Source organism: Parasphingorhabdus sp., assembly GCF_036963805.1.
Lineage (GTDB): Bacteria > Pseudomonadota > Alphaproteobacteria > Sphingomonadales > Sphingomonadaceae > Parasphingorhabdus.
In genome coordinates, this window is the sequence record NZ_JBALUN010000001.1 from 455703 (window position 1) to 475724 (window position 20022).

The 20022-nt window shown below is 52.1% G+C and carries 22 protein-coding genes and 1 tRNA gene; 17 read left to right on the top strand and 6 right to left on the bottom strand.

Annotated features, from left to right (window positions below):
- Positions 1 to 14 precede the first annotated feature (14 nt).
- From V7676_RS02225 to V7676_RS02245, 5 genes are read right to left on the bottom strand one after another with little or no spacing between them, the layout of a single operon-like run.
- Positions 15 to 962, bottom strand: coding sequence for a biotin-dependent carboxyltransferase family protein (locus V7676_RS02225; RefSeq protein WP_335658028.1), 948 nt, complete (start codon positions 960 to 962; stop codon positions 15 to 17).
- Complete coding sequence (locus V7676_RS02230; RefSeq protein ID WP_335658029.1) at positions 959 to 1615, bottom strand: 5-oxoprolinase subunit B family protein; 657 nt, start codon at positions 1613 to 1615, stop codon at positions 959 to 961. Before V7676_RS02230 ends, V7676_RS02225 begins: the two co-directional genes overlap by 4 nt.
- Positions 1612 to 2370, bottom strand: a complete 759-nt coding sequence (gene pxpA / locus V7676_RS02235) for a 5-oxoprolinase subunit PxpA (RefSeq protein WP_335658030.1) — start codon at positions 2368 to 2370, stop codon at positions 1612 to 1614. The genes V7676_RS02230 and pxpA overlap by 4 nt, the downstream gene beginning before the upstream one ends.
- Positions 2367 to 3587: an Nramp family divalent metal transporter gene (locus V7676_RS02240; protein ID WP_335658031.1), complete on the bottom strand. Its 1221-nt coding sequence runs from the start codon at positions 3585 to 3587 to the stop codon at positions 2367 to 2369. The genes pxpA and V7676_RS02240 overlap by 4 nt, the downstream gene beginning before the upstream one ends.
- 33 nt (positions 3588 to 3620) lie before the next feature.
- Complete coding sequence (locus V7676_RS02245) at positions 3621 to 4262, bottom strand: prolyl hydroxylase family protein (protein WP_335658032.1); 642 nt, start codon at positions 4260 to 4262, stop codon at positions 3621 to 3623.
- 108 nt (positions 4263 to 4370) lie between these two features.
- On the opposite strand from V7676_RS02245, the gene gspJ reads away from it, so the two are divergent.
- From gspJ to V7676_RS02265, 4 genes are all read left to right on the top strand, one after another.
- Positions 4371 to 4997, top strand: coding sequence for a type II secretion system minor pseudopilin GspJ (gspJ, locus tag V7676_RS02250; protein WP_335658033.1), 627 nt, complete (start codon positions 4371 to 4373; stop codon positions 4995 to 4997).
- A complete protein-coding gene (gspK, locus tag V7676_RS02255; RefSeq protein ID WP_335658034.1) occupies positions 4994 to 5983 on the top strand; it encodes a type II secretion system minor pseudopilin GspK in 990 nt (329 codons plus the stop codon). Before gspJ ends, gspK begins: the two co-directional genes overlap by 4 nt.
- Before the next feature lie 107 nt (positions 5984 to 6090).
- Positions 6091 to 6167 (top strand) — tRNA-His (locus tag V7676_RS02260).
- 132 nt (positions 6168 to 6299) lie between these two features.
- The gene (locus tag V7676_RS02265) at positions 6300 to 7349 is read left to right on the top strand and encodes a Glu/Leu/Phe/Val family dehydrogenase (RefSeq protein ID WP_335658035.1); all 1050 of its coding nucleotides are present in this window, start codon (positions 6300 to 6302) and stop codon (positions 7347 to 7349) included.
- A 35-nt stretch (positions 7350 to 7384) separates the two neighbouring features.
- Here V7676_RS02265 and V7676_RS02270 read toward each other — a convergent pair whose 3' ends face one another.
- Positions 7385 to 9586 (bottom strand): putative bifunctional diguanylate cyclase/phosphodiesterase, encoded by a 2202-nt coding sequence (locus tag V7676_RS02270; protein WP_335658036.1) that lies wholly within the window; start codon positions 9584 to 9586, stop codon positions 7385 to 7387.
- A 104-nt stretch (positions 9587 to 9690) separates the two neighbouring features.
- On the opposite strand from V7676_RS02270, the gene V7676_RS02275 reads away from it, so the two are divergent.
- The 13 genes from V7676_RS02275 (at position 9691) to V7676_RS02335 (ending at position 20002) form a co-directional block, all read left to right on the top strand.
- Positions 9691 to 9900 (top strand): hypothetical protein, encoded by a 210-nt coding sequence (locus tag V7676_RS02275; RefSeq protein ID WP_335658037.1) that lies wholly within the window; start codon positions 9691 to 9693, stop codon positions 9898 to 9900.
- Positions 9901 to 9911: 11 nt separating this feature from the next.
- Positions 9912 to 10628 carry a heme ABC transporter permease CcmC gene (ccmC, locus tag V7676_RS02280; protein ID WP_335658038.1) on the top strand — a complete coding sequence of 239 codons (717 nt, stop codon included), beginning with the start codon at positions 9912 to 9914 and terminating at the stop codon, positions 10626 to 10628.
- Positions 10625 to 10759 (top strand): hypothetical protein, encoded by a 135-nt coding sequence (locus tag V7676_RS02285; protein WP_335658039.1) that lies wholly within the window; start codon positions 10625 to 10627, stop codon positions 10757 to 10759. The genes ccmC and V7676_RS02285 overlap by 4 nt, the downstream gene beginning before the upstream one ends.
- A gap of 25 nt (positions 10760 to 10784) precedes the next feature.
- A complete protein-coding gene (gene ccmE / locus V7676_RS02290) occupies positions 10785 to 11234 on the top strand; it encodes a cytochrome c maturation protein CcmE (protein WP_335658040.1) in 450 nt (149 codons plus the stop codon).
- The gene (locus V7676_RS02295; RefSeq protein ID WP_335658041.1) at positions 11231 to 13168 is read left to right on the top strand and encodes a heme lyase CcmF/NrfE family subunit; all 1938 of its coding nucleotides are present in this window, start codon (positions 11231 to 11233) and stop codon (positions 13166 to 13168) included. The genes ccmE and V7676_RS02295 overlap by 4 nt, the downstream gene beginning before the upstream one ends.
- Complete coding sequence (locus tag V7676_RS02300; protein WP_335658042.1) at positions 13165 to 13692, top strand: DsbE family thiol:disulfide interchange protein; 528 nt, start codon at positions 13165 to 13167, stop codon at positions 13690 to 13692. Before V7676_RS02295 ends, V7676_RS02300 begins: the two co-directional genes overlap by 4 nt.
- The gene (locus tag V7676_RS02305; protein WP_335658043.1) at positions 13689 to 14102 is read left to right on the top strand and encodes a cytochrome c-type biogenesis protein; all 414 of its coding nucleotides are present in this window, start codon (positions 13689 to 13691) and stop codon (positions 14100 to 14102) included. Before V7676_RS02300 ends, V7676_RS02305 begins: the two co-directional genes overlap by 4 nt.
- Positions 14102 to 14755 carry a tetratricopeptide repeat protein gene (locus V7676_RS02310; protein WP_335658044.1) on the top strand — a complete coding sequence of 218 codons (654 nt, stop codon included), beginning with the start codon at positions 14102 to 14104 and terminating at the stop codon, positions 14753 to 14755. Before V7676_RS02305 ends, V7676_RS02310 begins: the two co-directional genes overlap by 1 nt.
- A 151-nt stretch (positions 14756 to 14906) precedes the next feature.
- Positions 14907 to 16847, top strand: a complete 1941-nt coding sequence (locus V7676_RS02315; protein ID WP_335658045.1) for a potassium transporter Kup — start codon at positions 14907 to 14909, stop codon at positions 16845 to 16847.
- Positions 16848 to 17025: 178 nt separating this feature from the next.
- A complete protein-coding gene (rpiB, locus tag V7676_RS02320) occupies positions 17026 to 17463 on the top strand; it encodes a ribose 5-phosphate isomerase B (protein WP_335658046.1) in 438 nt (145 codons plus the stop codon).
- Between the two features lie 8 nt (positions 17464 to 17471).
- The gene (gene glyA / locus V7676_RS02325; protein WP_335658047.1) at positions 17472 to 18782 is read left to right on the top strand and encodes a serine hydroxymethyltransferase; all 1311 of its coding nucleotides are present in this window, start codon (positions 17472 to 17474) and stop codon (positions 18780 to 18782) included.
- A gap of 15 nt (positions 18783 to 18797) precedes the next feature.
- Positions 18798 to 19274 (top strand): transcriptional regulator NrdR, encoded by a 477-nt coding sequence (nrdR, locus tag V7676_RS02330; protein ID WP_335658048.1) that lies wholly within the window; start codon positions 18798 to 18800, stop codon positions 19272 to 19274.
- Positions 19271 to 20002 (top strand): RNA methyltransferase, encoded by a 732-nt coding sequence (locus V7676_RS02335; protein ID WP_335658049.1) that lies wholly within the window; start codon positions 19271 to 19273, stop codon positions 20000 to 20002. Before nrdR ends, V7676_RS02335 begins: the two co-directional genes overlap by 4 nt.
- Positions 20003 to 20022 lie beyond the last annotated feature (20 nt).

Here is a 20022-nt window from a genome sequence, read left to right on the forward strand (position 1 = left end):
TCTAGTGCCTCTGCTTACCACAGGTTGATGGTGCCCAGCCATGGTGTGAGAAGCGCAAGCTTCTGGCGATAGATTTCTGTAGCCCGTTCATTTGAGACTTTCACAAACTGGATTTCCGAACCGGGCCGAAGCTGTCCGATCAAATGACGGTCGGCCCTTATCACTTGGGCTATCCGTGGATAGCCGCCAGTAGTTTGGGCGTCTGGTCCCAGCAGAAACGGCTCACCATCTGGCGGGCATTGTATTGTACCCGAAAAGACCGGAGCGCTCTGCATTTGCGATTGCTTTTCCATTGCCAGAATCTCTGCTTGCAAGCTAAGACCCATGCGATTGGTCCGTGGTCCAACTTGATATTTAATCTCAAACAATATTTCTCTGGAACGGCTGTCGAGCGCCGAAAACTCGGGGCCAGCGGTGACTCGCAGGATATAATTATCAGATAATATCGGCCGCAGGCCCTGCGGTGTTGTTTTGCCCATTCTCTGGGGCGCGTGGCCCGGCGCCCATTTGATAATATCCCCCGCTTTCGACGCGCGGCCATGAAATCCCCCTAGTCCAGCACCGAGATAGGTAGATTGCCCGTCCAAGAGGGATTGCGCTTCAATTTTCCCTGCGACAGCCAAATAGGACCGGCAGCCATGAAGGGTCGGACCGATATGGATTTCATCGCCAGGGTTTATATATATCAGTTCATGCAAGGGCCGGTCATCGCCGTTCACGCGAAAATAGCTGGCAGCGCCGGTCAGAGCGACGACGCTGGGATGATCTGCAGTAAAGTGGGCATCATCCAGCGTAATTTCGATCGCTATCGCATCGGCCGCATTTCCTACCAAATGATTCGCCAAAGCAAGGGATAGGCAATCAGCGGCCCCGGCGGCGGGCATGCCCAGATGTCGGTGACCTGAAAAGGGCGAGCCTTGCAAGGTCGTTTGCAATCCGGGTTTGATGACTGCGAGCGTCATTCGGCTTGCCCTCGGACAAGAGTATCAAACTCGCTTTTGCTTATGGGGCGGAATGAGACCGTTTGATTAGCGGAAAGCAATGCTGGCGGTTCTCTGTCGGGAACGAACAAATTATACGGCGTGCGTCCAATGATCGGCCATCCACCGGGGCTGCTGAATGAATAGATACAACTCTGAGCGCCAATGATACCGATCGAACCCGCCTCTACTTTCTGTCGGGGTTTGGATAACCTCCCGATATCGGTAATATCCTCATCGCACTGTAGATAGGCAAAACCCGGCATGAAACCAAGCATCGTCACGGTGAATTGCAGACCGCTGTGCCATTCTTTCAGGGCTTGTGCGGATAGGCCCATTTTATTAGCCAACCAAGCCTGATCGGGGCCAAAACTTTCATCATAACAAACCGGAATGACGAGGGGAGTTGCAGTTAAAGCCCCATTTTCTCGCGGTTCTAAAAGTTGTTCTCGGAATAATATTATAGCTTCAAAGGGCGTAATTCGGGCCGGATCAAATTGGACAGCGATACTATCGAGTCCCGACACGACTTCTTGCCAAATCGATTGGCTTCTAATCGCGGCGCTCGCTACAGTGGAATTTTCCAACGGGCATGAGAGCCAGTCATCACAGGCATGTATATCTGGAATTTTCATGCGGTCGGTGCTGCAATGGATATATTCTCACGCTCTAACGCACGTCGTATGACCTTTGCCGTTGCCAGTGCTCCATCGCTATCCGAATGAAGGCACAGCGTTTCTGCATGGATGATGACCGATTGCTCGCCTGCCGTAGCAATGGCTTTTCCTTGTGCCAGAGAGAGACCCTGCTCTATTCTGTCTGCATCATCGGCGATGACGGCTCCATTCTCCGTACGCGATTGGAGGCGGGAGCGATCGGTATATCGGCGATCGATAAAAGCTTCGGCGATAAAGCGCACACCGCTTTTATTCGCTTTCTGGTGAATGACTGATCCAGCCATTCCGACCAACGCGAGCTTTTCTGTTCGCGCAATTTCTACCAGAATATCCGCCAGAGCTTCCTTGTCCTGCGCGTCATTATAGAGCGCGCCATGCGGTTTTAGGTGGGTGAGGTTTATGGCCGTTTCTGCCGCTATTGCTTTGATCGTTGCCAATTGCTCCCATAAGCTCGCCGTCAGGGCGGTGGGATGGATATCCATGCTCCTACGTCCGAAATTGGCGCGATCAGGATAAGAAGGATGGGCTCCGGCTGAAATATTTTTTTCTTTCGCCGCTGTAAGCATCGCCCGCATGGTCTTTATAGACCCTGCATGTCCGCCACATGCAATGTTACAGCTCGAGACAATATCCATAATGGCGATGTCACGCGCCATGCCGGCGACGCTCTCGTCCTCGCCTAGATCGGCGTTAAGGTCGACCATGTGGTTCATGGCCACCACCCCAAAGCACGGGTAATAAGCCGGATGCCTAGCATGAGGGTAATAGCCAATATAATCGCTCCAGCCATATTGCCTTTCCAGCCATTTACATGGCGGCCAAGCAGCGTGCTGTCATTGGCGAGCTTGATGAGGAAAAAGGCAATGATTGGCAGGAGCAATCCATTGGCAATCTGAGCCACAAAGATAATCTCCACCGGTTTATAATCCAGCAATGCGCCAAAAGTCCCTGACAATATGACGAATAGTGCGCCTAACTTAAATGGCGTGCGCGATAAGTTGCCGCCTTCGCTGCCGAAAATTTCTTGCACAATATATCCTGTCGCCAGTGGCGCGGTAATAGCAGAAGTCAGGCCTGCGGCAAACAGGCCGGCGCCCAGTGTCGCGCTAGCAAAGCTGCCAAAAAGCGGGCTGAGCTGCTCGGCCATATCCACCGCATTGGTAATTTCTTTTCCGCTGCCGAACAGGCTCGCTGCGGCAGTGGCCAATATAGTAATTGAAACGAGCCCGCCGAGCCCGATTGAAAAAGCGCTGTCTGTCTGTGCCTCGGACAAGTCGCTCTCGTCTTTCCAACGCTCTCTGACGCTCGCGGCGTGAAGGAACAGATTATAGGGAACGATAGTCGTCCCGATCAGCGCAATGGCGGTCAAAAGGCCGCCATCGGGAATAGTCGGCACGAACCCAGCCAAAATTGCACCAATATCCGGCTTGGTGAGCAGGAAGGTCAGCAGGAACGACAGGCACATGAATAGCACCATTACAATCAATATCCGTTCGACCCAGCGCGGTTTTGAAAACAGGATCGCCGCACCGGCCAGCACAGCTATCGCTCCAATGGCCCAGTTCCGATTATCTGACAGATCACCATTAAGCGCCTCCAAACCCAATAAGGCACCAGAAATATTACCGGCTTCATAGGCCGCATTGCCAAGCGCCAATGCAGTTATCAGTAGTAAGGCGGCGAGCCAGCGCAGCGGCGGATAGGCAACCGAATGCATCATCGCTTGTGCAAGGCCCATGCGCGAAACCAGAGACACCCGGACTGCAATGGACTGCAAGATGATGGTCGTTATTGTCGCAAATGCCAGTGCCCATATTAGCGCGAAGCCAAAATTCGCGCCAGCTAACGTGCACGCTGTCACGGTGCCCGGGCCAATGAAGGCCGCTGAAACCATCATGCCCGGGCCAGGGCGATAGCTGGTTATTTTCATAAAATTTGGCGCAATATTGTCATGCTTTCATGCTTATTCTGTCCATGGCCAAGGACGTTCTCTAAACCATTTTGTGATTACATATTTGGTTCCGCTGCGGACCTTCATTCCATGATGGAGCGTGAGGTCATTGGTCGTTCCGTCCGGGAGAATATTATTCCAGCATAATATGTTACCGGTTTTCGGAACAAATTTCTTGTTTAGCTTAACGAAGCGGGTTGCACCGCCAGCGCTAGGCTCATTTAAATAGATCATGAATGTCCAAGTGCGCTGACCGGATACGGAACAGAATTTTTTATAATCCTCACCTTTGGGGTCAAAAAAATCCGTATGGGCTTTAAACTCTTGCCCCTCGGCATAGCGCTGTCCTTGAAGGGGTTCTCCATATTTGGGATCAATATTGGCGAAATTGCATATTTTTGCATCTATTTCTGCAACAAAAGCATCGGTATGGTCCAGATCGCAGGTTTCGCTGGTACGAAAATAATCATCGCCGTTGGCATCTGCTATGGTTGATGGTCGCCGTTTGTCATCAATACGCTGGACCAGACGCTGGCATTCGTCTTTCTTTAAAAAGCTTTTTAACATGCACAGTTCCACGCTCCGGCTCGGGAACCGTTGGACTTGTCCCAGAGCGACAAGATAGTCAGCGGATGTGGTGTTTTGATATGTCATCAAATAGTCCGAAAAGGCTCCTATTGCCGGTTGCTCAGACTAATTGATATTTTGCCCACTGCAACCGCTCTTTGCTGTCCGGCACAATGTAGATATAGAAAACTAATCATGGCAGGTGCAAATTTCGATCGCGGCGATAGCAGCAATTCGCAATGCGGTTTTACGCTGGTCGAGATGATGGTTGCTCTATTCATTTTTTCGCTGTTGTCCGTGGCTGGCGTGGCGCTTTTGCGCGGCGCGGTGAATAGCAATGAGGTTACGGACGCTAAATTGAGCGATATGGCAAAGATGCAACGTTTGGTATCTTTGATGGAATCAGATCTCAGTCAAGCGCTCCCACGGTCTTACCGTGACGAAAATGGTGACCGAGTCGCAGCCTTCATCAGTGAAACGGGCAGCAGTGGGCAAGGGGTTCTATCCTTCACTCGAGGGGGGCAAAGCAATCTCAACAATAAACCGCGCTCCAATATGCAGCGGGTATCCTATCAGTTGAATGACGGGCGGCTGGAGCGGTTGCAATATGAAACAACCGATGGCGGCGAGATTAGCGAACCGGCTTTATTGATTGAGGGTATTAGCGACGTTGCACTGCGCTTTCGCGACAAAAGAGGGCAGTGGGTCCGTATGTGGCAGACGGAACGACTCAGTGATTTACCGCGTGCGGTGGAAATCCGCTTTGACCAGAACGGACGAAATTATCGCCAAGTATTTCTGGTCGGGACGGGTTATTTATGAAGCCTTTTGCATTGCCGAAAAAAGGCGAGCGCGGGGCCGCCTTGCTGACTGTTTTATTATTGGTGGCTGTGATCGCAGTGCTGGCTGCTCACGGGATCGACCGGTTAGCCGGCGCAACCAAGCTGGCGTCCAACGCCCGCGAACTCAGTCAGGCCAAGGCTTATCTGATCGCAGCCGAATCAATTGGCATGCAATCGGCCGAACAAATTGTCAGCCTGTCCCCCGGACGTACAACCAATCTGGGGGGGTGGAACGGCAAAGAACGCCGCTTTCCGGTCCCCGGAGGCATGATTACCGCAGCGCTTACCGATGGCGGGAACTGCTTTAATATTAATAGTCTGGTGAGCCAGAAGGATGATATTTTATTGGCGCGACCAGATGGTCAAAATCAATTTGTCCGCTTGATGACGTTGCTAGAGGTGCCGCCCGGAGATGCCACAGATATTACGGAATCGATCACGGATTGGATGGATAGTGATACCGTTCCATCGCGCCGTGGAGCCGAGGATGATTATTATACGCGGCTGGAGACGCCCTATCGAACCGCCAATGCGGTGATGGTGGATATTAGCGAACTGCGCACTGTAAAAGGCGTCACCAGCGATATTTACGCACGGATTGCCCCGTGGCTCTGTGCGTTGCCGACCACCGATTTGTCGCCGATCAATATCAACACGTTGCGCCCGGAGCAGGCGGTCTTGCTTGCCATGCTTTCTGAAAGTCCTGATATTGCCCAGTCCCGTCAATTTTTGGGGCGCCGGGTGGAATCGGGATATGGCAGTCTCAACGATTTTTGGGCGGAACCTTTTCTAGCCAGTTTTGCCGCGCCAACCGAAGTGCAAGGGCAGGTCAAATTAAAGACAAGCTGGTTCCGACTGGATTTGGCAGTGGAAATGCAAAGTGCTTTGGTTGAGGAACGTGCTTTGGTCGATGCCGCGCGGCAACCGGCGCGATTGGTCCAGCGTCAGCGCGGCGATGCCTTGTGATTATTGCCTCATGCAATTTTGCTGTGCTAAATGCTTGACGTCTGCCCCCATGCGTCCCTATGCAGCGCGGCGCAGTAGGCATTTTTGTTTTTCGCTGCACGATTATGGCGATCGTAGCTCAGTTGGTTAGAGCGCCGGTTTGTGGTACCGGAGGTCGGGGGTTCGAGACCCCTCGGTCGCCCCATTTTTTAAACCACATGTTGAGCATATTCAAATGGTTGGCACATCCAAAGCTATTTGGGGTGACAAAATCACATTATAATATTATTGCGTTCATGCAACATTATATTACTCATCAAGCGAGGAGCTTTTCCAAATGTCAGTCATGTGGGATTTACCAGATTTTGACGGCCATGAAGCTGTCCACTTTTTTCACGATGTTGAGACAGGACTAAGCGCGATTATTGCGCTTCATTCCACCCATTTGGGCCCCGGTGCTGGTGGTACAAGATTTTGGCATTATGAGAATCGCGAAACGGCTGTAACCGATGCGCTGCGTCTCTCGCGCGGGATGAGTTTTAAAAACGCTATGGCCGGACTTCCTCTAGGTGGCGGCAAAGCGGTTATATTGGCAGACCGCAACCGGACAAAAACTCCTGAAATATTGGCTGCTTTTGGCCGGATGATCGATTCGCTTGGCGGACAATATATCACGGCTGAAGATGTTGGCATTAGCACGGCGGATATGGTCGAAGTATCCAAACAGACTAAATTTGTTTCCGGTTTGCCGGTCAGCGATCACGGCGACGCAGGCGGCGATCCGGGACCTTTTACGGCCATGGGCGTCTATCTGGGTGTAAAAGCTGCCGTCAAACACAAGCTGGGCCGTGATAGCATGGAAGATGTCCATGTCGCTATTCAGGGCGTCGGTAGTGTCGGCGGCGGACTGGCGCGGTTGCTGGCAAAAGACGGCGCGCGGCTGAGTATTGCCGATATCAATAAAGAACATGCCGGCAATTTGGCCGGAGAAATCGGGGCCGATGTTGTCGGCCTGGACGAAGTGATGCGTCTGGAAGCAGATGTGTTTAGTCCGAATGCTTTAGGCGCTATCCTTGATAAGGTTTCCATTGCCCATCTCAATGTTCCGATCGTCGCGGGCGGCGCTAATAACCAGCTTGCAACGCCGGAAGATGGTCAGCGGATTTTTGATCGCGATATCCTGTTCGCTCCGGATTATGTTATAAACTCTGGCGGCATTATTAATGTCGGTTTGGAATATTTGGGTGATAGCAATGTCGAAGAGGTTAATCGCAGGATCACGAAAATTCCGGATCGCCTGACGGAAATCTGGAAAGAAAGCGCGTCGAGGAAATTGCCGTCCGCAGAGGTGGCCGATAATATGGCGCGGGCACTTATTGGTCGTTAAGATCGTTGTGCCCCATCGCAAAACAGTCCGCAGGTTTAGATAGCGACTTGCATGAACTGTGGCTTACCCGCCTGACCGGATATATTATGTGACAGCGGATAATTTCCGGGCGGCAAAGCTGCTAGCGGCATGCCTGCCGAGGCCAGATCATAAGGTGAGACTCGATGACGCGTGCACAGGCCACCAGCGCCATCGTTTACCAATGGTGTTTCAAACTCTGTTGCCAGCATCGATTCATTAGCTCGTATTACGGTGCTGATAACCAATTGCCCGCCGCCAAGATCGAGAACTAGCTTTGTACCCACCGGAACGCCTAGCATCCCTTCAAATCTGGCCCCAGTCTTGGACAGATCGCGCATGACAACGTCATATCGGTGATCTTCGTGAATAGCGCCGATGCGGCGGAATACGGTGCGCCGGTCTGGCCGGTATAATTCTGGTCCATCGGGTTCAATCCGGAATTCGCCGCTGCCCATTTTTTCTTCAATTTCGCTGAGTTTGAGGGCCTTTGAATAGATATAGCCTTGAATATATCGTGCGCCTTTTGAACAAACGAGGCTGAACTGATCAAAGGCCTCTACTCCTTCGACCGTGGTTTCCATGCCTAGCGCGTCGGACAGGCTGACGATGGCCGCGATGATCTTTGCGCTATTCTTGTCTTTCTGTGTGCAGGAATCGACAAAGCTCTTATCAACCTTAATCTTGTCAAACGGGGCAGATCGGAGATAGCTAAGTGATGAATAGCCGGTGCCGAAATCATCCAGTGCTAGTCTGATGCCCTGTTCTTTCAATGTTTTGAACATATTGTCGGTGGTTTCGCTGTCGCCCAAAAAGACGCTTTCGGTCAGTTCCAGTTCGAGCCGGTCGGGTTCCAGGCCGCTATCAGCCAGTGCTTTCCTTACGATTTCCGGAAAATCCCTGTTTGCAAATTGCACGGCCGACACATTGACCGCGATGCGCACAGACTTTGGCCAATGCATGGCATCGACACAAGCGCGGCGAAGCGCCCATTCACCGAGTTGGTTAATAAGATTGAGTTCCTCGGCAATGGGGATGAACACATCCGGACTAACGGCTCCTCGTTCGGGGTGAACCCAGCGCATTAGCGCTTCAAAGCCCACTACCATATGATCATCCGTGCGGACAACCGGCTGATAGTGAAGATCAAGTTGGTCATTTTCCAGCGCATCGCGCAAGTCTTCTACCAACAGTCGGCGTTTTTCCTCTTCATCCTTCAAGTCTGCAGAATAAAAGCGGAATTGGCCCCTCCCTGAATTTTTGGCGGCATATAGAGCAAGGTCAGAACTGCGAACGAGTTCATCCTTTTCAACACCGTCATAGGGTGCGACCGCAATGCCAATGGATGTTCCAATCACAGCGCTTTTTTCGCCAATCGGATAGGGTTGAGATATAATTTTAACGATCTTATCAGCGAGCTCGCCTAATTTTCCACGATCATCAATATCGGGCAAAATAATCTGAAACTCATCGCCGCCCAGCCGTCCGATCTCGCCGCGGTCGCCGATAATCTTGCGCATGCGCGTCGCCACTTGTTTCAGCAACTCATCGCCGGCGGGATGGCCCATGGTGTCATTGACCTGTTTGAACCGGTCGAGATCAAGCATCATGATGGCGCAGCTGCGGCTGGCGGCCTTAAAGGCTCCGAGTATTCCATTGAGTTGGCTGTCCATGCGGTGGCGGTTCGCCAGTCCGGTTAGCGAGTCGAATTCGGCGAGGCGGGAGTCTTCCAGCTTTCGCTGATATTCGAGAGTAACGTCCTTGGCATTGCCGCGATATCCATGAAATTGGCCAGCATCATCGAATTTCGGGTGCGCAGCAATCATCCACCATGTCGGACGATCTCCCTGAGTCAACGTCGCGGGAATGCGCCGAACAACAAGATCATTGATCTTGCTTCGTTTTCTAAATTTATAATGCAGCGGACGATCGGACTTTTCATCGGGATTGTCGGGATCATTCTCGAACAACGCGGTGAGCGGTACAGAGAGTAGCTCGCCAATCGGCTTGTTGAGATTTTCGGCCGCTTTTTCCGAGAGATATATCAACCGGCCTTCCTCATCGGTGGCCCATAGCCAACTTATCCCGGCCTGTTCAAAGTCATCGAGTACTTCGATACGCCGTGCATAATCATCTGATGTAATGACAGAAATAGATTCTGTTTTGGAATCACCCGACGATCCGCCGGAAAATGCTTTGAATAAGCCTTTGACTGCCATAAGTATTTTTTTGACCTCAGCCCGCCCGGCCAATATAATATTGGTCGAAATTTTGCTCTCTAACCGTCAGATTTAGTGGCACTTGGTTTACAGAGGACTAATAAATGGCCGCCCGTCGTCGCTTCAACGGTAGTTTTTCAAGCTATGGCGCAGTTCCAATGGCTTATATCCCAAATATTTTTTATTATATGACCGACATAGCTCCTCAAATCGTCACAAGTGGCTGCAAGTTCAGAAAAACACTTGTCGCCTTGCGCCAGTTCTGCCATCAAAAAACCAGATTTTACTGGTCGCACAGTAGCCAGAGGCAATGACCGTTTTTTACATGCACGCATACGCAAATCCCACACGCTTTCTATCGCTTGCCAGGCCGTTAACGCTTTGGTTCATGGCGATTGGAATAGTGCTGATTACCTTCGGTTCGGTTTATGGATTATTCTATGCCCCTGCCGACCGGTTAATGGGCGATAGTGTCCGTATTCTTTATATCCATGTGCCGACGGTGTGGTTAGCGATGGGCGGTTGGACGGCCATTGCCATTTCTAGCATTGTGCAAATTGCGTGGAGGCATCCCTTGGCAGCGGTTGCAGCGCGCGCAGTTGCAATTCCGGGCGCTTTATTTACAGCCTTGGGGCTGATCACTGGATCAATCTGGGCACGTCCAACTTGGGGAACCTGGTGGGTCTGGGATGGACGGGTCACGTCCGTGCTAATTTTGTTTTTCCTGTACCTTGCCTATATTGCGCTTGCCAATGCGAGTGGTGGTAAGGGCGGAGTGTCTCGTGTTACCGCTATTTTTGGTATCGTCGGGGCGATTAATATTCCGATTATCAACCGCTCGGTGGTGTGGTGGAACAGCCTACATCAAAAGGCCAGCATCACGGTCAGCGGGTCGTCGATTGATGCCTCTTTTCTATGGCCGCTGGCGATAAATGTCATTGGCTTTAGCTTTATATTCAGCGCAATCGTTTTAATGCGGATGCGGGGAATATTGGCAGAGACCAAAGTCGAAGCGCGATTGAAACGGATGGCAGCAGAATGAATCACTGGCCTTTTGTAATCGCATCCTATGCGATAGTGCTGCTCGGCACGCTGGCGGTGATTGTCGTTAGCTATACCGGAATGCGCACATCTGAAGCCAAGGCGGATCGGCTTAAAGCTAAGCGAAAATGAGTGTAATGATAAGTGAGAGCGACGCGTGAAAGCGAAACACCAACGACTGACATTGGCCGTGCTGGCATTGGTCGCTTTGATCGGTGCTGGATTGCTGGCGGCGTTTGCGTTGCAGGATCAGGCCAGTTATTTCTACACGCCAACTGACATTGCCGAAAAAAAACCGGCATTCGGTGAAGCCATCCGTTTAGGCGGTATGGTCGAAAAAGGGTCGATCCACCATGAGGCAGATGGCGTGACGGTTAATTTTATCGTGCAGGACGGAAAGTCGCGGCAGGCAGTTATATACACGGGGATCACTCCGGACCTGTTCGTCGAAGGGTCCGGTGTCGTTGCAGATGGCAAGCTGACCGCTGATGGCATATTTGTGGCAGATAGCCTGCTCGCCAAACATGATGAGAATTATATTCCCCGCGAACTTGAAGGAATCGATATGACTGGCGATATGAAAAAAGCGGATACGCTGGTCGAATGATTGCAGAAGCAGGTCTGATCGCCTTATGGCTGGCTGCCGGATTGGCGCTATTGCAATTTGCATTGGGCGCGATTGGTGTACGTGCAGGACGCGAAGATTTTTACGCCGCGATCCGCCCTGTGGCGATTGCGCAAGGCGTGCTGGTGACTTTATCCTTTCTATTGCTTATCTGGCTTTTTTTGCGGTCGGACATGTCGGTTGCGCTGGTGGTGAAAAACAGCGCGTCGGTTAAACCGCTGCTTTATAAATTTGCCGGAACCTGGGGCAATCATGAAGGGTCTATGCTGCTGTGGGTCACGGTCATGGGCTTGGCGGGGGCGTGTATTGCGCTGTTTGAGCGCAGTTTGCAGGTGAAAACGCTGGTCACAACATTGGCTGCACAGGCGTTTATCAGCCTTGGTTTCTATGCCTTTTTGCTAATTTCCTCCAATCCGTTTGAGCGGATGTATCCGGTCCCAGCCGATGGGCAGGGGCTAAATCCTTTGCTTCAAGACCCGGGCTTGGCCTTTCATCCTCCTACTTTATATTTTGGCTATGTCGGTCTGTCGGTTGCTTTCTCTTTCGCGGTTGGCGCGATGATTACCCGTGACGTTGGTCCGGCGTTTGCGCGGGCGATGCGGCCTTGGGTATTGGGCGCTTGGATATTCCTAACGCTTGGTATCACGGCGGGCAGCTATTGGGCTTATTATGAATTGGGCTGGGGCGGTTGGTGGTTTTGGGACCCGGTTGAAAATGCGTCCTTAATGCCGTGGTTAGCGGCGACGGCGTTGCTCCATTCCGTTTCGGTATTGGCAACGCGTGACGGGCTGAGAGCATGGACAGTAATGCTGGCTGTTGTGGCTTTTTCCATGTCGATGATCGGTACATTTCTGGTGCGCTCCGGTATTTTGACGAGCGTCCATGCATTTGCGGTTGATCCCGAACGCGGTAGCTTCATTCTTGCGCTTCTGGCCATATATATTGGCGGCGCAATGGCCCTGTTTGCGCTCAGGGTTGGCACTGTAAAAGAGGGAGCGCGCTTTGAACCGATTAGCCGCGAAGGCGCGTTGGTTGCCAATAACCTGTTGCTTTCAGCGATTTTGGGCATCGTCTTTGTCGGGACGCTCTATCCGTTGGTGGTAGAGGCGTTGACCGATGAAAAACTGTCCGTTGGCCCGCCTTATTTTAATCTGGCAACTGGACCGCTAGCGCTCATTTTGGTGGCGGTTATGGCCATGGGGCCCTTACTGCGTTGGCGGCGGGATAGCGCAAAGGCTTTGCTCAACCGGATATCACTTCCCATAGTAATTTCCGCCGGAGCGCTATTTTTGCTGGTTTTGCTGACATCCGGCATGTCGGTCTTGCCTTTGCTTGCGCTGGCACTGGCTGCGGGTATTTCAGTGGCCAGCTTTGCACCCTTGTGGAAGCGGAATTTACGCCGAACACCGCTGCACACATATGGCATGGTTCTGGCCCATTTCGGTATCGCGGTGGCATTGGTCGGGATGGCGTCGGAAAGCAGCTTTACCGAAGAAAAACTAATTGCTGCGAAGCCCGGTGACGAGATTATAGTAAACAAATGGAAGCTCAAGTTCGAAGCGATTGAACCCCTTGCTGGCCCTAATTGGACGGCTTTGGAAGCAAGAATGACCGCGCAATATGATGGCGGAAACATAATAGAAATTACACCGCAAAACCGCATGTTTCCATCCGCGCAAACACAGACCAGCGAGGCGGCATTGCTGACCCGCTGGAATGGGCAGCTCTATGTGGTGCTAGGTGACGGGGATGAGGAAGGGCGCTGGCAAATTCGTGCTTGGTGGAAGCCATTTGTCACGCTGATCTGGTTCGGCGGAATTTTAGTTGCACTAGGAGGCGCGCTGGCAGTTATCGGACGTTTGCGGCGCGGCTATTTGCAGCGCAAGCAGAAAGAATATGCGGAACTGGCGCTATGAATCGTTGGTTGCTGTGGTTGCCCTTGGGGCTATTCGGATTATTTTTCGTCGCTGTCGCGGCGGGTTTGATTATGCCGAAGGACAATGTGATTGAATCGAAAATGGTTGGCAAAATGATGCCGACCTTTTCGCTTCCTGCGGCGGTTGAACAACGGCCAGCATTGAGCAGCACCGATTTGGTGGATGGTAAACCCAAGCTGCTCAATATTTTCGCGAGCTGGTGCCTGCCTTGTATTGCCGAAGCACCGCAGCTGTTGGAACTTCAGAAAGCGGGAGTGGAAATCCAAGCCATCGCTAGCCGGGATACGCCGCAAGACATTGCAAATTTTCTAAACCGCTGGGGTAACCCCTATAGCCGGATTGGTTCCGACGCGACGAGTTCGGTACAATTGGAATTGGGCTCGTCCGGTGTACCGGAAACCTTCGTCATTGATGGCAAAGGTATGATCGTCCACCAGCATATTGGCGATATCCGCAAAGAGGATGTCCCAAAATTGCTTAAAATGTTGCGGGAGGCCCAATGAGACATTGTCTTACTTTGGCCGCATTTCTTTTTGCGATTCCAGCGGTGGCACAGACAGGATTGCCGCCCGCTCCTTATGCAGATCAACAATTGGCTGATCCTGCCAAAGAGGCGGCGGCGCGGGACCTGATGGACGAACTGCGTTGCCTGAAATGTCAGAGCCAGTCGATTGCTGACAGCAACGCCCCGATGGCCGGGGATATGCGCAGTCAGGTCCGCGAACGTATCGCCGCAGGGGAAAGTCCGGAACAAATTCGGGCTTGGCTGGTGGAGCGCTATGGCAATTGGGTGTCTTATGACCCGCCGATGTCTCCGCTGACGTGGCCTTTGTGGATCGCTCCGATCTTTCTGTTACTCGCGGCTCTATGGTTGGCGCGCGGGCGTTTCCGCCGCAAAAAGGACAAAAGCTAATGGGTTGGTTGATCCTCTTGGGGTTTCTGTTGCTGCTGTTTGGTAGTCTGGTCTGGTTCGGGAAATTGCCGCGCGGGGCCTATGAAATTACGGGTGCGGCGCTGTTGCTCGGTGTGGCGGGCTATGCATGGCAGGGTCATCCGGGCATGGCAGGCGTATCGATTGAGCCGTTGGAAAAGCCCAATAGTTTTGACGATAGTAATATCGAATCCCGCGAAGAAATGGGTGAGCGTTTTGGTACCGCACGCGAATGGCTGGTGTTTTCAGATGCGCTTAATCGCAGCGGAAAACACGGTGCTGCGGCTAATTATCTACGTAATGGTGTCAAAGAACATCCGAATAACCCTGACTTGTGGGTCGGGCTGGGTAACGCGCTAGTCGTCCACGCAGATGGTATTATCACGCCAGCCGCCCAATTTGCGTTTCAAAGAGCTGCTGATATTTCGCCGGAACATCCTGGCCCGCCATTTTTTCTTGGCATGGCCTATGCTCAATCCGGAAAAATTGATCAGGCGCGCGCAATCTGGACAGAATTGCTGGAGCGGAGCCCGAAAGACGCTCCGTGGCGAGATGATCTCGAGTCGCGTTTAGCTGCTATGGAACAAATGCAGCCATCACTTCCATCCCCTGAAATCCCCAATGTTGATAAGTAAAGCATAGGTTTGTCAATAGTTTAAGTGATGTATCTGTCACCCTCATTGCGTGCTATAAATGCTCGTGCTAGTCGCGCGCGCTTGTCGAATCAGATGTATCGCAATCGCATAGCTGCTTTGACCCAATCGGGGGACCGCCACGTCGGCAATCATGTCTGAATCGTCGTCACAACCGAACCGGACGCGCAATCGCGCCATCCAACCCCATGGTTCACGCCAAGAGGGTAGCGCTGTTGCAAAACTGGTTGCCGGTGCGATTGGCATCGTCTTTGGCGATATTGGTACTAGTCCGCTCTATGCCTTTCGCGAAACATTTGTCGGTGCCCATCCGCTGGAATTGGACCGTATCCACGTTTTAGGCGTTGTGAGCTTGATTTTCTGGTCGATGACATTGGTTGTGTCGATCCAATATGTGACGATCCTGATGCGCGCCGATAATAAAGGCGAGGGCGGGAGCCTTGCGCTGGTGGCTTTGCTTTCAGGTGCATTGCGAAAGTCGAAATTCGGCTGGGTGGCGGTTCTGTTGGGTGTATTTGCGACATCTTTATTTTACGGCGACAGTATGATTACCCCGGCTATTTCGGTCCTCTCCGCGGTCGAGGGTCTGACGGTGGTCCAGTCCGGTCTCGCTCCATTGGTATTGCCAATTGCGGTTACTCTTCTGGTCCTTTTGTTCATGATACAGTCCCGAGGGACGGCCAAAATCGGGGCGTGGTTTGCGCCTATCATGCTGGTATATTTTACCGTGATCGCGGTGCTGGGGATCATCCAGATAATCGCGCACCCCTCCATATTAATGGCGCTTAATCCTTGGTACGCCGTTCAGTTTTTCATGACCGACGGTATTAAGGCGTTTCTTGCGCTTGGTTCGGTTGTATTGGCTGTAACGGGATCGGAAGCCTTGTTTGCCGATATGGGGCATTTTGGTAAAAAACCGATGCGCATTGCGTGGTTTGGCTTTGCTATGCCTGCGTTGCTCTGCAATTATTTCGGGCAGGGCGCGATGATTTTGGCGCTTGATACCGCTGGTGCCGCCGAAGCTATCCAAAATCCATTCTTCATTCTTGCTCCAGAATATCTGCGGCTGCCATTGGTAATATTGGCGACAATGGCGACATTTATTGCCAGCCAAGCTGTAATCTCCGGCGCGTTTTCGGTCACCCATCAGGCGATCCAGCTGGGCTTTATCCCGCGCCTTACTATCAAGCATACCAGTGCTTCAGAAGCGGGGCAAATCTACATTCCGATTGTCAATTGGGCGCTCATGATCGCTGTCATATTGCTCGTATTGACCTTTCAGACGTCGAGTAATCTGGCTTCGGCCTATGGGATTGCCGTCACGGGGGCGATGTTCATTGATACCTGCTTGTTGGCAATTGTCGTCTTGACCTTGTGGAAATGGAAATGGTGGTATGCAATGCCGCTGGTGGGCATATTCTTCATCGTCGATGGAGCCTATTTTGCCGCTAATCTGACCAAGGTTCCACAAGGGGGCTGGTTCCCGCTATTAGTAGGCGCATTTGCATATCTTTTGCTCACAACCTGGGCCAAAGGACGCAAACTCATGCGGGAAAACATGGCAGAGGCTGCTATGCCGATCGAGGTTTTTACCAAATCCGCTAAAAACAGTGCGACGCGGGTTTCTGGCACCGCCATATTTATGGCATCATCTTCTATGGGCATACCAGCGGCCCTGTTACATAATATCAAGCATAATAAGGTTATTCATGATCGCGTCGTAATCTTGACAGTGAATATCAAGGATGTGCCAAGTATACCCCTGTCAGAGCGTGTTGAAGTGACGGATATTGGTGACGGCTTTTATCGCCTCATCCTCAACTTTGGCTTCATGCAGGAAACGAACATTCCACTGGCGCTCACCAAGGTCAAAAACTGCGGCATGCCGTTTGATATGATGACGACGAGCTTCTTCCTGTCGCGACAAACATTATTGCCATCCAAAAAACCGAAAATGTCGATTTGGCGGGAAAAAATATTCGCATGGATGCTGCGTAATGCGGCCACAGCCATGGAGTTTTTCAAACTTCCGAGCAACCGTGTGGTCGAACTCGGCAGCCAGATGGAAATTTGACAGGCGGCAAATGCTTGAGCATCCGGCTGCATTGACTTCAGTCTGAGCAATGGCTCGATGCTTGGAAGCCGGAAGTCATTTTATTGTTAGAAAAGCGCAATATTTTGTGGCCTAAGCCTATTTGCTCTACTAGATACTGGACCAATGATTCTCACCTCGATCGAAGGATAATCCACCTATGCGCGTCGCCATTGCATCTGATCACGCAGCTTTAGAAATGAAAGCCGCTTTGGTAGAGTGGCTGCAACAGGCCGGGCATGACGTGAATGACCTCGGTCCGATGACAGCGGATAGCGTCGATTATCCTGATTATGGGTATAAGCTGGCACATGCCGTTGCGTCGGGTGAAGCAGAACGCGGTGTTGCTCTTTGCGGTTCCGGGATTGGTATTTCCATTGCGGTTAATCGCAATTCAGCATGCCGCTGCGCTTTGGTATCCGAAGGCCTTTCGGCCAAGCTAGCCCGCGAACATAATGATGCGAATGTCATCGCTATGGGCGCGCGTTTGGTCGGGATTGAGATCGCGAAAGATTGCTTGAATATTTTCTTGAACACAGAATTTGGCGGCGACCGGCACCAGCGCCGCGTTGATAAACTTTCCGCCCCAATAGCCTAAGGAGCAGCATGATGAGTAACGTCGCAGATATGCAGGATATCCGCCAAACCGGATTTTTTGACTTTTCGGTAGATGAGAGTGATCCAGCGGTAGCGGGAGCGATTAATGCTGAATTGTCGCGTCAGCAAAATCAGATCGAGCTGATAGCCTCCGAAAATATTGTGTCCAAAGCGGTGCTACAGGCCCAAGGGTCGGTCTTTACCAATAAATATGCCGAAGGTTATCCCGGCCGCCGCTATTATCAGGGCTGCGGACCATCGGATGATGTAGAAACCCTCGCCATTGAACGCGCGAAACAGCTTTTCAACTGCGGCTTTGCCAATGTTCAGCCACATTCGGGTGCACAAGCCAATGGCGCGGTGATGTTGGCGCTGACCAAGCCGGGTGATACCATCCTCGGTATGTCGCTGGATGCCGGTGGGCATTTGACCCACGGCGCGAAACCGGCGCAATCGGGCAAATGGTTTAACGCAATTCAATATGGCGTGAACGAGGATGACCATCTGATCAATTATGAGGAAGTCGAGGCGCTTGCCAAAGAGCATCAGCCGAAACTGATTATTGCCGGTGGTTCAGCCTATCCGCGTCACATTGATTTTGTGAAGTTCCGTGGGATTGCTGATGCGGTCGGCGCGCTGTTCATGGTCGATATGGCCCATTTCGCTGGCTTGGTGGCCGCTGGCTATCACCCTAGTCCGCTGGAATATGCCGATGTAGTGACAACAACAACACATAAGACCCTGCGCGGTCCACGCGGCGGCATGGTGCTGACCAATGATGAAGCTATTGCCAAGAAGATAAATTCGGCAGTTTTTCCAGGCTTGCAGGGCGGTCCCCTGATGCACGTCATCGCCGCTAAAGCGGTGGCCTTTGGTGAAGCCTTGCGGCCCGAATTCAAAAGTTATTCCGCAGCTGTCATCGAGAATGCCAAAGTTTTGGCCGCTCGGCTTAAAGAACGCGGCGCCAATCTGGTCGCTGGCGGAACCGATACCCATCTTGCTCTTGTTGACCTTTCTCCTTTGGGGATTACAGGCCGTGATGCGGATGAAGCGCTCGAACGTGCTGGCATTACTTGCAACAAGAACAGCATTCCCAATGACCCACAGCCGCCGATGAAGACGAGCGGCATTCGTGTGGGTTCTCCTGCCGGTACCACACGCGGCTTTGGTCCAGCGGAATTCCAGATGATTGGTGATATGGTTGCCGACGTTCTCGACGGGCTGCGCGAAAAAGGTGAGGGCGGTGACCCTGCCGTGGAAGCCGATGTCCGTGAGCGCGTTCAAACATTATGTGCCCGCTTTCCCATTTACCCAGAATAAGCGAACTCAGCCCTTATGCGTTGCCCATTTTGTGCCCATGACGATAGCCAGGTTAAAGATAGCCGACCGACGGAAGATGGCACAACCATCCGGCGGCGGCGGCAATGCGAAGGTTGCGGTGCTCGGTTCACGACATTTGAACGGATCCAGCTGCGCGAGATAATCGTGGTGAAGAGTGAAGACCGGCGGGAAACATTTGATCGTTCCAAGATTGATCTGTCCGTTTCTTTGGCTTGCCGGAAGCGCGGAATTGCGCAGGAACAAATGGATCAGCTGGTCTCCGGCATCCAACGCCAACTGGAAACGAGCGGCGAAACGGAAATTCCCTCCAAACGTATTGGCGAGATGGTAATGGATGGCCTGAAAGGGCTTGATAGTGTCGCCTATATCCGGTTTGCATCGGTCTATAAGGATTTTACCGAAGCAAGGGATTTTGAAGAATTTGCCGGTAGCGTGAAGGATGTTGGCATCAGCGATGGCAGCGACCAATGAGCACCGGTAAACCGATAATTGTTCTGGTAAAGCCGCAGCTTGGTGAGAATATTGGCAAAGCGGCGCGTGCGATGCTCAATTTTGGCCTGACCGAAATGCGGATTGTTGACCCTCGTGATGGTTGGCCTAATCCTTCGGCGGGCCCGACCGCGGCTGGCGCTGATAATGTTCTTGAGGAAGCACAGGTTTTTGCAACAACGGCAGAAGCGGTCGCGGATTGCGCACATGTCTATGCGACCACGGTTCGCAAACGCGGGATGACCAAAGACGTGCTAACACCGGTTGAGGCTGCGGAGGATATGGCCGCGGCTAGCGGCAAATGCGCGATCTTATTTGGACCAGAGCGATCCGGGCTTGAAGTTGTTGATGTTGAATTAGCACGTAAGATAATCACCGTGCCGATAAACCCCGAATTTGCGTCGCTCAATCTCGCGCAAGCAGTCATATTAGTGGCTTATGAGCTATCCAAGATGGACAAGGCCGGAACCGTTCAGCCGACGATCGAGAAAAAGAAGAAAGAACCGGCTCCGCAAATCGAGCTAGATCGATTTTACGAGCATCTGGAACGGGCATTGGATGGGACGGGATATTTTTTTCCACCGGACCGGGTGCCTGCAACAAAGGTCACGCTGCGTAACATGATAACCAAGCCTGCATGGACCAATGAAGAAGTGCAGACGTGGCGCGGTATACTTAGCTCGCTTGAAAATCCATTTGTCAAAAAATAGCGGCCAGAAAAACTAGGGCC